Annotated in this window: 15 protein-coding genes; 6 read left to right on the forward strand and 9 right to left on the reverse strand. The window is 38.5% G+C overall.

The annotated features are described in order from the left end of the window. Positions 1 to 6 precede the first annotated feature (6 nt). Positions 7 to 879, reverse strand: a complete 873-nt coding sequence (locus H4J70_RS16845; protein ID WP_182251516.1) for an RluA family pseudouridine synthase — start codon at positions 877 to 879, stop codon at positions 7 to 9. A 124-nt stretch (positions 880 to 1,003) separates the two neighbouring features. On the opposite strand from H4J70_RS16845, the gene H4J70_RS16850 reads away from it, so the two are divergent. The 4 genes from H4J70_RS16850 to H4J70_RS16865 all read left to right on the forward strand — a co-directional run bounded on the left by H4J70_RS16850 (position 1,004) and on the right by H4J70_RS16865 (position 4,388). After that, positions 1,004 to 1,345 (forward strand): ribonuclease E inhibitor RraB, encoded by a 342-nt coding sequence (locus H4J70_RS16850; RefSeq protein WP_070374451.1) that lies wholly within the window; start codon positions 1,004 to 1,006, stop codon positions 1,343 to 1,345. Between the two features lie 86 nt (positions 1,346 to 1,431). Continuing rightward, positions 1,432 to 1,644, forward strand: coding sequence for a hypothetical protein (locus tag H4J70_RS16855; protein ID WP_070374450.1), 213 nt, complete (start codon positions 1,432 to 1,434; stop codon positions 1,642 to 1,644). Between the two features lie 664 nt (positions 1,645 to 2,308). Beyond that, positions 2,309 to 3,547, forward strand: coding sequence for a 3-oxoadipyl-CoA thiolase (pcaF, locus tag H4J70_RS16860; protein ID WP_182204376.1), 1,239 nt, complete (start codon positions 2,309 to 2,311; stop codon positions 3,545 to 3,547). 190 nt (positions 3,548 to 3,737) lie between these two features. Then, a complete protein-coding gene (locus H4J70_RS16865; RefSeq protein ID WP_182231355.1) occupies positions 3,738 to 4,388 on the forward strand; it encodes a lysoplasmalogenase in 651 nt (216 codons plus the stop codon). 6 nt (positions 4,389 to 4,394) lie between these two features. Here the strand turns inward: H4J70_RS16865 and H4J70_RS16870 are convergent, their stop codons facing one another. After that, the gene (locus tag H4J70_RS16870; protein WP_182217868.1) at positions 4,395 to 5,327 is read right to left on the reverse strand and encodes a LysR family transcriptional regulator; all 933 of its coding nucleotides are present in this window, start codon (positions 5,325 to 5,327) and stop codon (positions 4,395 to 4,397) included. 107 nt (positions 5,328 to 5,434) lie between these two features. Here H4J70_RS16870 and H4J70_RS16875 point away from each other — a divergent pair, with 107 nt between their 5' ends. Further along, complete coding sequence (locus H4J70_RS16875; RefSeq protein WP_182217870.1) at positions 5,435 to 5,962, forward strand: NADPH-dependent FMN reductase; 528 nt, start codon at positions 5,435 to 5,437, stop codon at positions 5,960 to 5,962. Here the strand turns inward: H4J70_RS16875 and cobD are convergent. From cobD to H4J70_RS16900, 5 genes are all read right to left on the reverse strand, one after another. Then, the gene (gene cobD / locus H4J70_RS16880; RefSeq protein WP_182251517.1) at positions 5,936 to 7,006 is read right to left on the reverse strand and encodes a threonine-phosphate decarboxylase CobD; all 1,071 of its coding nucleotides are present in this window, start codon (positions 7,004 to 7,006) and stop codon (positions 5,936 to 5,938) included. The genes H4J70_RS16875 and cobD overlap by 27 nt on opposite strands. Beyond that, positions 7,006 to 7,971, reverse strand: coding sequence for a CobD/CbiB family cobalamin biosynthesis protein (locus H4J70_RS16885; protein ID WP_182251518.1), 966 nt, complete (start codon positions 7,969 to 7,971; stop codon positions 7,006 to 7,008). Before H4J70_RS16885 ends, cobD begins: the two co-directional genes overlap by 1 nt. Beyond that, complete coding sequence (locus H4J70_RS16890; protein ID WP_182217875.1) at positions 7,968 to 8,660, reverse strand: histidine phosphatase family protein; 693 nt, start codon at positions 8,658 to 8,660, stop codon at positions 7,968 to 7,970. Before H4J70_RS16890 ends, H4J70_RS16885 begins: the two co-directional genes overlap by 4 nt. A 75-nt stretch (positions 8,661 to 8,735) precedes the next feature. Further along, positions 8,736 to 9,350, reverse strand: a complete 615-nt coding sequence (locus H4J70_RS16895) for a phospholipid-binding protein MlaC (protein ID WP_182217877.1) — start codon at positions 9,348 to 9,350, stop codon at positions 8,736 to 8,738. A 168-nt stretch (positions 9,351 to 9,518) separates the two neighbouring features. After that, complete coding sequence (locus H4J70_RS16900; protein WP_070374442.1) at positions 9,519 to 10,106, reverse strand: TetR/AcrR family transcriptional regulator; 588 nt, start codon at positions 10,104 to 10,106, stop codon at positions 9,519 to 9,521. Between the two features lie 299 nt (positions 10,107 to 10,405). Between H4J70_RS16900 and H4J70_RS16905 the strand changes: the two genes are divergently transcribed. After that, positions 10,406 to 11,401 carry a catalase family peroxidase gene (locus H4J70_RS16905; protein WP_182251519.1) on the forward strand — a complete coding sequence of 332 codons (996 nt, stop codon included), beginning with the start codon at positions 10,406 to 10,408 and terminating at the stop codon, positions 11,399 to 11,401. A gap of 184 nt (positions 11,402 to 11,585) precedes the next feature. On the opposite strand, the gene H4J70_RS16910 is transcribed toward H4J70_RS16905, so the two are convergent. After that, complete coding sequence (locus H4J70_RS16910) at positions 11,586 to 12,494, reverse strand: hypothetical protein (protein WP_182244930.1); 909 nt, start codon at positions 12,492 to 12,494, stop codon at positions 11,586 to 11,588. Between the two features lie 401 nt (positions 12,495 to 12,895). After that, entirely contained in the window at positions 12,896 to 14,371 is a 1,476-nt protein-coding gene (locus tag H4J70_RS16915; RefSeq protein ID WP_182244929.1) for a carbon starvation protein A, read from the reverse strand. Positions 14,372 to 14,589 lie beyond the last annotated feature (218 nt).

Consider the following 14,589-nt stretch of genomic DNA (forward strand, 5'->3'; position numbering starts at 1 on the left):
CAACACTTAGCCAAGAACATTTAATGAGGGCATTAAATGTTCAGGCACTTTAAACGACCTCTGCTCTGCGGTTAGTGGGCAAATAAAATTAAGTGCCACGGCGCACAGCTGTAAGTTAATACTTTCTTCAATGCTGGCGTCGCCAACTTCCCCGTGTAATCTATCGCCAACCACCGGCATATTAATACTTGCAGCATGACTTCTTATTTGGTGTTTTCTCCCCGTATCAATAATAACTTGCACCAACGAGGTGTTATTTTTTTCATTATAAGCAAGATGGCTAAAATGGCTGCTGGCGCTTTTACCATCGACATCACAGGTTAATGTGTCAGGTTGTGGTCGTAAACGATGATCGCCGTGAATAATAATATGATAAATTTTCTCTAAGTCATGTTTTTCAAACATCGCACTTAATGCGCGCGCTGCTTTTTTACTATGGGCAATTAGAATTAATCCGGTGGCTGCTCTATCTAAACGGTGAACAATAAATGCGGGGCGCTCAGGGGTTAAATGTGTTTGAGCCCAACGGGCAATCGTGCAGTGATCACTCCACTTTGAACCTTGGGATAACATACCGTAAGGTTTATACCATACGCTATAATCAACATCGTCATTAATTAATAACGCTTCATTAGGCTGTTGGCTTAATACTTGTTCGTCATAATAAAAGTGTAGGGTATCGGTTACTTGTAATGGCTTTTTTATGCGTCGCAAACGCTGTGTGCTTTTACCACGGGTTAACCATAACGCACCTCGTTGAATAGCCTGTTTTAATTGAGCATTACTTAATGAGCATGCTTGGTTAAGTTCGCCAATAATGCTGCTGTTTTCTGTATTAACATCAATGTGAAGCTCAAATTTATGTAAGGCTATATTCAAGGTGAGTGATTCGTTGGTAAGTTATATCGCTAGTTTACCAAAAATAATCGCTAACTGAATTGGTATTATGTTTTTCATCAGATAAAATAGCGAATTAATGCCTACAAAGATAAGATGAAAAATAATGAACCGTGATTTAGCCCTATTTCCACAAGACAATGTTGGTGATGCCTTATGGCAAATGATGATTGATGGTGATGATTTAAACCAAGCCCGTGAAATTGAGTTTTCAGTGATATTTCCTAACGAAGAAGCCGCTTTGAAATTTGGTCAGTTACTTTTAGAAAACAATCAAAAACTCTCTTTTTGTCCTTATGAAGGCAATGATGATTTTCCTTGGGAAATTACCGCTTATCCTTTTGTTGGCGCCAGTTATGAAAATATTAGTTCCTACCAAAATTTATTGATTTCAAGCGCTGAGCCGTTAGGTGGTCAATATGACGGGTTTTATTGCGCCGCTGTTTAATTTAGCGCTCTTATATTAATAAAAGTGCAGATCCATTGACTATTACCCAGATGCTGAAGGCTATTTAGCATTAATAAGGCAGCTTTATGCTTGATATAACACAGTTTGACCTATTAAAAAAAAGCAGTGCAAAGTCATTTAACGATCAAAAAGCATTGATTAAAAAAGTGATGGCGGGCCGTGAAATGAAATGTGAAACTTGCGGCAGTATACTGCGTTTAATTGTCCCTGAAGATAAAAGTACTCCGGGTGTTTATTGTGGCAAAGGCTGTACCGATATCTGTTTAGACTTTATTTAAGCGATAAAGTAAATTTAACTCACTGGAGCAGAGCGACAATTTTCTTTTATTAATTTATTATTTTCTATCGGTATTTATACGGTCGCTTCAGTTTCTAAGATTGCTTGCCAATCAGGGAGTATTGAAGCACCAATGCCAGTACAGACTTATTACCAAGCGTATTCAATAGTTTGATATTCACCGGTGGCTAAAACCTTATTGATTCATCGACCATAACCACTTTTAATTTATCGAGTGCATCACAAGGTGCTCGATTGATAAAGGGCATGATTTGTTCTTTCGCAATATAAATTGAAGGTTGCTGAGCAATAAGCCAAGATTTTTCGCAGTAAGTTGATGGTTGTATTGTCAGATAATAGTCTTGTCAGATAGCAAAGACGTTTTTGTAGTTTTCAACTGAATGAGCTGGAATAACACGCCTGTCACAAGGCTTTTGTGAGTCAATCAAGGTTAACTGGATATGATCAATCTCTTCGGTGATTTTATCAATAAATCGGGATTTTCAGAAAACAGAGGGTGAATAGACTTGACGTTGTCAGCGATTTCTTATGCTTTTACCGGTAAAGAAAAAATAGTTAAAGTAAAAAGTGCTTATCATGGCGCTTATGATTATGCTGAGGTCAGTTAGATCGCAGCACCAATAAACTCAAAAGAGAATATATACATGAGTGCCTTTTCAACAAAAACTGAAAACAGCGGACAAAATGAAGTCTTTATTTGTGATGCAATTAGAACTCCCATTGGCCGTTATGGCGGCTCGCTAGCGACTATAAGGGCTGATGACCTAGCCGCCTTACCCTTAAAAGCATTAATGGCACGAAATCCAACTCTAGATTTTAGCCAAGTAGACGATGTTATTTTAGGTTGTGCTAACCAAGCAGGGGAAGACAACCGTAATATTGCTCGTATGGCAACGTTATTAGCCGGCTTACCTTACCAAGTACCCGCAACAACGCTAAACCGTTTATGTGGCTCAGGGTTGAATGCTGTCGGCATTGCTATGCAGGCGATTAAGTCAGGTGAAGCTGAAATGATTATTGCCGGTGGTGTTGAAAGTATGACTCGGGCGCCTTTTGTGATCGGCAAAGCGGAAAGTAATTTTTCGCGTACTCAAGAAATGTTCGATACGACTATGGGCTGGCGCTTTGTTAACAAAGCACTCGATAGCGCTTATGGTACTGAAAGTATGCCACAAACAGCAGAAAACCTTGCCGAAGAGTTTAACATTAGCCGAGCAGACCAAGACAAGTTTGCTTTTGCTAGCCAGCAAAAAGCGGCGAGTGCCCAACAAGCTGGATTTTTTGCCGAAGAAATAATGCCTGTCAGTGTTATAAAAGGTAAAGAAGAGCCGATTATTTTCTCTCAAGATGAGCATCTTCGCCTAACAAGCTTAGAAAAAATGTTAGCACTCAAACCTTTTGTTCATGCCAAAGGCAGTATTACCGCGGGTAATGCCTCAGGGATTAATGATGGCGCTGCCGCAATATTATTGGCGTCAAGTCAATCGGTACAAAAAAACAACTTAACCCCGATAGCTAAAGTGTTAGGTATGGCTGTCACTGGTGTACCGCCACGTATTATGGGGATTGGCCCAGTACCGGCAACACAAAAACTATTAAAACGTTTAAACTTATCGCTTGAAGATATCGACCTTATTGAACTGAACGAAGCTTTTGCAGTACAAGCTTTAGCTTGTATTCGAGAATTAGGTTTACAAGATGACGATCCGCGTATTAACCCACAAGGTGGCGCTATTGCCTTGGGGCATCCTTTGGGCATGAGTGGTGCGCGTTTAATAACGTCTGCGGCTCGACAGCTACAACGTACCAACAAGCGTTATGCACTGTGTACTATGTGCATAGGTGTCGGCCAAGGCATAGCCTTAATTATTGAGAGAGTTTAAGTCATTTAAAAGCCGAATAGCTGAAAAAGGGCGTAGGGTATACTCCCTTTTTTGTCTGTGCTAACAAATAGCGATCACTAGTTTAGCGATATTATCTCGAGCTAAATGATAACTTATTTTCTATTTTTAAGTAGATAGTGATTTTTACCAAAGGTTTATACCAAAGGTTTATACAAAGAAGATGACAGCAATGACCCGATCCCATTTACTTTTATTTTTACTTACTGCCTGTGGCTTTATGGTGAGTATTTTTTTTAAGCCTTATCCGCTGAGCTGGTTAGTAAAAATTTTGCCGATATTAGTGTTATTGCATTTTTCATGGCAAAACAGTAGAGGTACTAAAGAACGCGCTAATAAGTTATTTATGATCGGTTTGGTTTTCTCTATTTTTGGCGATTTCTTTTTAGATTATGACCGAGTTAATTGGTTTGTACTCGGTTTAGCGGCTTTCTTAGTAGCTCATCTTTTTTACATCTTTAGCTTAAAGCCCTTAGTAGCCAAGCCTATTATCAGTAAACGTTTACCACTTATTGGGCTCTATTGTATCTATGGCGTTGGCGTGTTTTTGGTCATATACGCTGGCTTAGGCGAGTTATTTATCCCTGTATTGGTTTATATGACCATACTGCTATTAATGGGGATCACCACCTTACTTTCACAAAAAGCTAATATTTGGCTAATTATCGGCGGGCTCAGTTTTATTCTTTCTGATTCATTAATTGGGCTTAATCAGTTTTATCATCAAATACCTTATGCCAGTGTTTGGATCATGATTAGCTATTACTTCGCCCAACTGGCATTAGTTAACGGCATGTTTACTCAGGATAATAATTTAGCGTAGTTGTGGTTAACTATCGCCTAACTTATCGACAATAAAGTCGATAAAGCATTTCACTTTAGCTGGCATATTTTTTCTGCTGGGATAAACCAAGTAAACACCAATGTTTATTGGCATAAAGTCTTCAAATAAGGGCACTAATTTCCCTGTTGCCACTTCTTCACGTAAATTAAATAATGGCATACGAATAATACCTTGTCCTGCTAAGCATAACGAAATCATCATTTCTGAGTTATTACATGATACTCGACTGGTTACATGTGTTTGCGTTACTTGGCCATTCTGGGAGCTGTACTGCCAAGTTTCGGGCGTTTTTAAGTTACGGTAACTGATCATGTGATGATCGACCAATTCATCGGGATGTTTAGGTCGACCATATTGTGTTAAATACTCAGGAGAAGCGAGTGTTAAGCTAGTTGAGTTCATAAAACGTCGGCTAATTAAGCTTGAGTCTTCAAGTTGCATAGCGGCTCTTATCACAATATCAAAGCCATCAGCAATCAAATCAACTTTATGATCGTTTAAGTCGATATCTAAGGTTACTTTCGGATACTTAGCCATAAATTCAGCGAGGATCGGCCGAATACGAGAAACACCTATACCAATAGGACAGCTTAACTTTAATCGACCTTGCGGTATTTGCTGACGTCCAGAAAGGCTATTTTCAACGTGTAAAGCATCTTCAATGATCTGTTGGCATTGCTGATAATAGACTTCGCCTTCCGATGTTAAACTTAAAGTTCGGGTCGTGCGGTGTAGCAAGCGGACGCCTAAACGGGTTTCTAGCTTACTAACCTCCTTGCTGATATAAGACGTAGAGTGCTGCATTTTTTCAGCGGCATTGACAAAACTTTTGCTTTGCACAACTTGGACAAAAACAGCTATACCATCAAGTAAGTTACTTTGACTTTGTGAAGAAGAAAATAGTGTATTAGCTTTCATATGGAAATAATGTATCTGTAAGTAAGTTATTAATCTTATATAGGAAACAAATTACACTATCTTCACTGAAATACCTATTGTTACCTTTTCTTACCTTTGGAGTTTATATGAAAATTATCGCTTTTGCTGCCAGTAGTAGTCGTCAATCTATTAATAAACAGTTAGTGAGCTATGCCGCTAGTCTCGTTGAGAATGCACAAGTTGAAGTACTCGATATTAATGATTATGAAATGCCTTTATATAGTGCTGATAGAGAAGCTGAACTCGGTAAACCGCAGTTAGCACAAGACTTTCTTGATAAAATAGCCACTGCAGATGCTTTGGTCATAGGTTTTGCCGAGCATAATGGTTCTTATACGGCCGCCTATAAAAACTTATTTGACTGGAGCTCTCGCACGCTACAAAAAGTCTATCAGCATAAACCTATGGTTTTATTAGCGACGTCACCAGGACCTGGTGGAGCTGCAACTGTTCTTGCCGCCGCTGTAGGATCGGCACCCTTTTTTGATGGCGAGGTAAAAGCCCATTTATCTATACCTAGTTTTTATGACAATTTTGATGCCGACAAAGGACAGTTAAAAAAGGGTGAGTTAGCTGAAAAGCTCGCTTCAGCTATGGCTATGCTCAGCCAATAATTTTGCTAATATCTGGTATTGTTCTTGATCAGGTATGCCAAAACGCAAAGCATTTTTTTCGTCGCACAAGCGCACGTAAAGTCCTTGGCAACAGAATTTTTGATAAAGTTCTGTAGCTTGGGGATGAAAGAGAGTTTTAAATAAACCACACCCAGTGATGGTTATGCTTGGGTCATCGCTTTTATTTTGGTTAGGTAAAAAAGTTTTCGCTAATAACGCTTCTAACTTTATTGATAAAGCGATTAACTGCTGTCGTTGTGCTACTTGCCAGACTTTATTCTTTAAGGCTTGCTCAGTAATAAATTGAGCCGGGCCATTAACTTCCCAAGGTGAAGATAACTGCTGTAGTTTATTTATCCAAGAAGGGTGTGCACTTACAAAGCCGATTCTGATCCCCGCTAAGCCAAAAAATTTACCAATTGAACGTAACACAAAAAGATGTTTATTAGCCGTTAAGTGGATCAGCGATTGACTCGGTGTTATGACATCCATAAAAGCTTCATCAACAATTAACCAACCTGACAATGATTCAAGCGTCGTTAACAGTGTGGTTAATGTTTGCTGTTGCTGTAATTCACCGGTTGGATTATTAGGGTTAATCACCACAACAATCGCGTAGCGAGATAGCGCTTCGCAAGTGGGTAACTGCTGATAATTTTTTATGGTAAAACCAGCATCATGCCATGCTCGTTCATGCTCTTTATAGCCCACTTCCGGTAACCATACCTCTACCCCGTTTGCTGGCTGATTGATATGATTAAGATAGAGTGCAGGTAAACGAGCAATAACCGCTTGGCTGCCGCTCGTTACGCTAATATTCTGTGTACCATAATAATTTTTAGCCGCAGATAGCATTGCTTGGTTTGGCTGTGGTAACTGTTGCCAGATATTTGTAGGAATAGTGGGGATCGGGTAATTAATTGGGCTAATACCTGTTGACAAGTCTAGCCATTTTTCGAAAGGAATTTGATAGTGTTGGGCAACTTCATTGAGCTGACCACCGTGTACTAACAGGGGCGAACTTTCATTAGCTTTATTGTCCATCACAAATTTACACTATAAAAATAATGCAGGAATTGATAGCAAAAATAAGTAAAAATCAAAATAATAACCGCTTTATTGACCAGGTTTATACTACGAAAAATATCATTTTTAACAACGCTATTACCGCAACCTAATGGTATCGACGTTACTGCCTTGCCATGATAAGTCGCTGTTCCACCCAGCGTGAAGTTTAGAACGCTGGCGCCCGTCGCCATTACCCAACCGCCATTTAGGCTTTTATAATGCTGGCCTTGTCGATAACCATTATGTAGCGCACTGATCATTTTTGAGTAAGACAAATTTGTTTGGCAAGCATAAAGTAATGCGGTAATTTTTGCACTTGGCCAACCGAGTAAGTCGTCCATGCGGGCAGCACACCAACCAAAATTGATAAAACGTTGATTTTTATAGCCCCACATTGCATCTAATGTATTGGCGAGTCGATGTAAAATCACCAGTGGAATACCACCAATAATAAACCAAAAGAAACTAGCAACAGCCGCGTCATGACCATTTTCTAGGACAGACTCAACGGTTGCACGGGAAATTTCTTGTTCGGATAGGTCTGCTGTATTTCGGCTAACTAAATAACCACAAAAATATCGTGCGGTGGCTAAGTCATTTTTATTAAGGGGATTAAATATTTGTAAAGCATGTAATTTTAGACTTTTTAAACCGATAGCGAAATAAAGGACTAAGGCATCTAAGCACCAAAAAAACAGCTGGTTTTGGTGGAAGTAATAATAAAGAATAGGTAAAGGTAAACATAAGATAAGCCACGATAAAATCCCCAATAATCGAGGCAAAAATATGGAGGTTGTTTTCGGTGTCGCATGCTGAAAGTTAAAGGTATGCTCTATTACGGTACTTAACCAACCAAAGCCTACTAAAGGATGAAATCGTTTTACTTCGCCGAGCCAACGATCTAGTAGGTATGCCATCACCATGATCACAGAACTTGTCATCGCGGCATTATCACTGCTGAAGGTTTAGTGATGTCGTGTGTCGCTATAAGGGTAAATACTTTAGTTTTACACTGGTAGGCAAGCTGAAAAATGCAGCCATTATCAAAGGCTTTTTGTTGACTGTTAATTGCTTGTTTATCAGAAAAATTTTCAACAAACAAAGATAAAAAACAGCGTAATATATCGCCGTGACTAACCACAAGAATACTCTTAATCGCTATGTTGTTGGGCTTAGTGGTCGTTTTATCTTGTGGCGTTTTTTGATCATCACTAGTATTAGCAATCTCAATTAATGCTTGTTGAAAGCGAAGTGCGCAGTCAATACCCGATTCTCCACTCGGCGGTGCGGAGGCGTTTACTTGATGAAAAATAGCATGGAAGTTTTTTTCTAATTTAACTTCGTCAATAACTTTTCCTTGCCAGAGGCCAAAATCTCGCTCGATTAAGGCCGGCGCAAAGTTAAGTGGACAATCTACTGTCACCTGACAAATTTCAGCGGTACTTTTTGCTCTTGGTAATGTTGAGCTTACAATAAGGTCTATCTTGTGATCAACTAGTTGCCTAGCAATTCCATCAGCTTGTCGATAGCCTTTATGGGTTAAAGGGCTATCTAACTGTCCTTGAAACTTCCCTATTTTATTCCACTGTGTTTCGCCGTGGCGCGTAAGATAAAAATTAATAACCGTCATTTATGCTAATACTTACTCATGCATTGATAATATTACAAAATATTTTAGCATAGCTTGATGACGGAATTAGAGAACTTATTGATTAAAAGAAGCTAACTCTAAGGTCACTTGGTCAATGCCACTCTTTTGGATCCGTTGGCTTATTTCAGCTTCTTTACTACTGAGTAAAGAGATACCTTCGATGATCATATCGTAAGCTTTCCATTGACTTGTTTGTCTGTCTTGGCGCATTTGAAAAGTAATGTTAATTTCAGGCGCATTGGCATTACGAATAACTGAATTTACACCAACAATTCTAGCGCCATTTGTTGATTTATGAGATTCAAATGCAACGTCTTGTTGTTTATATTGTTTTAACGCTATTGCGTAAGTTCTTACTAAGTAACTGCGCATAGAAACAACAAATTTTTCACGCTGTTCTGGGGTCATCGTTCTCAAATTTCTACCTAAAACCTTGAATGCGGCGTATTTGTAATCTATTGATGGCATTAACTCTTCTTCAACAATATCACGCATCAGTTCAGGGAATTTTTTCAGTGACTCTTGATCTTTAGCAATACGAGAAAACAAACGTTCTCCTGTTTCAGCAATTACTGTGTATGGAGAGTTTTCAATACTGTAGGCATTGCTGGAAAAGCTTGCCAATGAAGTCATGAATAAGAGAGTAAATATTGCCATTAAGTGTTTCATGTTTTTGTCCGTATTTGAGAGAGCGTATTAAGTGCTGAGTTCATTGTTAATTCATTAGGGGTATTTTACATACCGACCATGCGGTATGTAAATACTTTATTGATATTTTTTATTACTATTTGCTATATCGGCTGTGAAAAGCCAAGGAGATAAGTGAAAAGAGTGGCGTTAATGACTTCTAAGATTTCTAATATAGTTGCACAGTTCTTTGATGACTTTTTCAAAGAGGTCTTTGTTTTTAGAACTTTTACTTAAACTAGAAGAACCATGAAAAGTTGAGACAATAAAATAGGCAACTTGGCTAAAATCAATGTCGTCACGAAGCTGGTTAGCGACACGTTGTAAGTTAATGGCGATAAGTTGATTGAGTTGTTGCTGCATGTTTAAAATACGTAAGCGAAAGCCTTCATCTACGCCAGACATCTCTTGGCAAAGGTTGTTTAAAGGACAACCACAAACAATCTCGTCACAAGATGAGTTGGTATACATAGCGGTAAAAAAGTCGCACAAACCTTCAATAGGATCATCTACCTCTACTGCTGGCTGCCATAACTCTAAAAACATGGGTGTATAAATTTCTTCAAAAACAGCGTAGCCCAGCTCCATTTTATTTTTAAAATGATGATACAAGGCACCTTTTGAAACTTCACAGCGCACTAAAATACAAGATAAGCTTGTTGCGATGAAACCCTTTTTATGAATTTCATCTGCACTTATTTCTAGTATTTTTTGACGAGTTAGCTCTGCGTCTCTCATATTCACGACTTAATTAACTATTAATGATAATTCATTCTAACCGACCGGTGGGTAGGTTGTAAACCCAGCTTTTTTATTGATGAAATATTTGAAGTTGAATAAGAATGTTTTGTGTCATTAAATCATTATTATTTTCACCATAACTATGACAACAAATTTCTTTAGTCTTATGCAAGTTGGTCGTGAAATATTTATTACACTATTAAGGTCCTTTGCTATGCTTGTAGATAATACTCTAGATCTTATCTATGACATTTTTCGTCATTTGAACTATTGAAATAATCACTCTAAGGAAACCAATGAAACATAATCTCATTACCTCAAGTATTAGTGCTTTGTTTCTTATCACTACTGCTACAGCAACATCGAACGCTGCAGCCAATGATAAAGAAGTTGTCGCCAATGATTTTGTTGAAATATTTGAAAAATTGGGTGGGAAACATCCTGGCTATAGAAAAGCACATGCTAAAGGTTTGTGTGCATCAGGTACTTTTGTACCAACACCCAATCAACATTTTACTGGAGCTGCTTTGTTATCGAACGGCGAACTACCGGTATCTATTCGATTTTCCGTTGGCGGTTCAAATCCCAATAGTGATGAAAAAGCGGCTGGCACACGCGGCATGGGCATGCAAATAAAGTTACCTGATGGCTCTTTTCACACTTTTACTGGTAATAACTTTCCGGTGTTTGCCGGTAAAAATCCAGAAGTTTTTCATGGTTTTTTATCGACCTTACTTCCTGATGAAAATGGTAAAACTGATCCCGCTAAAACCATGGCATATATTCAGCAACATCCGAGTGTTCAAGCTAATGCTATGTGGAATAAAACAGCTAAAACAGCCGCTTCATTTGCCAACACTGAGTTCTTTGGTTTGCACACTTTTTACTTTGACCAACCTAATCAACAGAAAACTAAATTTCGCTGGACCATTGAGCCTAATTTAGGGGTTAAAACATTAGAAAAAGCTGAGGCTGCTAAAATGCCTACTGAGTTTTTAGCAGATACCTTTGCGCAACAGCTTAAAAATGAAACGGTTAATTTTAACATTATGGCAAGTTTAGGTGAAGCACAAGACAGTGATATTGACCCATCACAACAATGGCCAAGTGAGCGTCCTCAAGTAATGCTAGGCACAGTGACCGTTAATACCAGTGGCAGCGATGCATGTAAAAATACTAATTTTGATCCTAATATGATGTCTGCAGGCTTTACGCCAAGTGATGATCCGGTATTAAGAATGCGCTCACCAGCTTATGCTATATCTTTTGGCAAAAGGTTGAGTGGTCAATAAGTGACTCGCTAGTAGGTATAAATCAGCATTGCTTTTATGAAATGGGGGGTCAGTAAAACTGACCCCATGTGTCATTGATTTGACAATACATGGTTAGCAAAGGGCAATTGTTTCTTGTTTTATGGTGAATGTTAACAAGTTTAATAATTAATCGCTTCTGGTAAAGTCTTTATGCAGAACAGCTTTATTTACTGTTTACTTCAAACATTATTTTTAGCCATCTTAAGTCTTTAGGCTCAAGACCCGCTTTTTTGTGCAGAGATGGCGTTTGATAAACTTCCTTGTAAACATGACAAATAGCGACCTCAGTTAGTTCTCGCCATCTTTCTCCATCAAGTTCAGGAATACTGCCATCAGCTAAATTGGCGTCAGTTATCGGGTCATGCTGCAATTCTGTGGTACGTAGTGTCAACTCTAATTCTTGTAATATAGGATTAATAACCTGCAGTGTACTTGCATCGGCAAATTCTTTTGCAATATGTGCATCAGCTTCTTCTATAGATTTATTCAGCTGATGTTGGGAAAGTTTCTCTCCCGTAGGACGCAAGCCGTACTTGTTAATTATACCGCCAACACTGGGTAACAACGCTTTTGCCGCAATACCTACGCCCAATAATGGATTTACCACAGCGGCCAAACCACCCACTAATAGCATGCTATATGTGAGTTTTTTATCTAGCGCGTCAATTTGATCAGCCAAAGACTCAATACTGTTTGGATTACTTGCGCTTTTATTTCTTACCATTTCTTCTGCTGATTGGCGCATATAATCTTTAAGCATTTCTTCTGAATGTTGATTGGGAAAGTGAAAAACACGCCTTTTAGGCAGGTTGTTAATTTCTGGAACAGCATTCGGGAGACACCGCATGGTGTGTAAGGCAAATTTATATTCTGATAGTTGGAAAGGTATAACAAAATAGTGTTTTTCGTCATACTGGATATCGTTATATTTGTCTGACTTCTCTGCGGAAATAAAGACGGGTAAGCCATTCACTTTTTCTTTAACAATGGAATAATTAGCCGCTAACTCTTCTGTAGCTTTGTCTGCAACTGAGCGAACGACATTGAGTCCTTTTTTAAAAAAATTTTGCATAAGTTTTGCAATTCCCTTGGTATGTTGTCAGTAACACGATAATGTTTTTTACTATAAGAGTACTAATACCCAATATTTTAGCTTCAGCATAATAATTATGGTCGTTTTGCGCGACAGTAACATTTTTTATATTGGCAAGGTTTCAAAGGCTAGGGAAATTAAAAATATAAGTGTACGCCTTCCTGTTGGCTGTTACTGCTTAGAATACGTTAATTATCTCCAGTTATCAATTTGGCCTAGGTCTGCTTGAACCGCTAGAAAATAAGGACTTTCTTTAACTTTTTATCCTGAAAAATTAACAGTAATTGCGCTTTATTGGGCAGATACAAATCAAAAAGCAGTGCTAATTAGCACTGCTTTTGTTGTTAATGATAAACATCAAACATCAAACATCTCAAATTTTAAGGTGATGTCGAGGCAATATTTACCCGTTTATTGTGTGCCAGTATTAATAAGATAAGTGAGATAACACCGACCACAGCCCCGATTAATTTGCCATATTCACTGGGTAAGTTTAAGCCTATTCCTGCCGTCATAATATAAGAGACACTAACACTAGTACCAACAATGGCAGGTAAACTGACAATCCAATGGAAAGTGCCACGGTCAAACAAAAATTTAGTGGCTAGCCATAATACACTGGTAGAAAGTAGCATGTTTGAAAAAGCAAAATAACGCCATATTATTGAAAAATCTAATTTTGTCATAAAATAAGCAATAATCAAAATAGGCACGGCTAACAAGAGTCGGTTGCGTAAACTTTGTGGGATATTAAATGCATCCACTAAGGTTAGACGCAAGGACCGAAAAGCGGTATCTCCAGAAGTGATAGGGAATATCGCAACGGCTATAATAGCCATAATGCCACCGAGTGCGCCAAGGTAGCTGTTTGCTATATGGTTAACCACTAAGCCAGGACCGCCTTGGTCAAGCAATGCTTTAAGCTCTGAGTAACCTTCAGGAAATGCTGCTATGCCAGCTAAGGCCCAAACACAACCTACAATGCCTTCGCACATCATCGCGCCATAATAGACTGGGCGTACATATTTTTCATTGGTTAAACAACGCGCGATAATCGGTGCTTGTGTCGAATGGAAACCACTAATTGCGCCACAGGTAATTGTTATAAATAATAATGGCCAGACAGGGAGACCGTCAGCATTAGGCTCTAAAAAGTCATGACTGTAATGGTCTGAGTTAAAATACCCCAAAAAATCACCAGCGACAGGTAAGTGTGGCGCATTCATAAGTAATGATACCGCGATAAGCGAGGTCATCACTATCATGAGTAAACCAAAAAGGGGGTAGAGCTTGGTTATTATCTTATCTATGGGTAATAGTGTTGCCATTAAATAGTAGCCTAAAATAACTAAAACCCAAAAGGTATTACCGGCTAAAAATGTGCCTTCAAAATAACTTAAATTACTTAATAATCCGGCAGGACTCATGATAAAAACAACACCAACAAAAAACAGTAGCATGGTGGTGAATATCAACATTATCCCTTTAAAGTAAACGTTGTAATAGTGGCCTGCAATTTCAGGCAAACTTTTACCATCTTCTTTAATACTCATGACCCCAGAAAAGTAATCATGTACTGCGCCACCTAAAATATTACCAAGTACAATCCAAATAAGTGCAACCGGTCCATAGAGTGCACCAAGGATAGGACCAAAAATAGGACCTACCCCAGCAATATTTAAAAACTGAATAAGAAAGGCTTTAACCGGGTGGATGGCAACGTAATCAACCCCTTCTTCAAAACGTGCTTGAGGTGTTTTGATCGTTTCATCAATGCCCGCTTGTTTTTCAATGAAAGGGCTATAAAACTTATAACCCAATATTAATAGAGTGATACAGATAAAAAAGATAATCATGATTGTTTATTACTCCGTTCTAGTGAATAGATCCATTCAGGGGGAGCACAGATTTGTGCAAGCGAATATTTGCTAAGTATTACCTATATATACTGAGTATCAAAGGAGAATTTATGTTTATTCCCCACTTTATTTAGCGCTGGGCAATACTTTATGATCTCTGTTTGGTTATTTTTTTTGGCTTTACATCAAATTTACAAAGTCATACTCAGTATGAA

The organism is Colwellia sp. BRX8-9, assembly GCF_014077245.1.
Taxonomy (GTDB): Bacteria; Pseudomonadota; Gammaproteobacteria; order Enterobacterales; family Alteromonadaceae; genus Colwellia_A.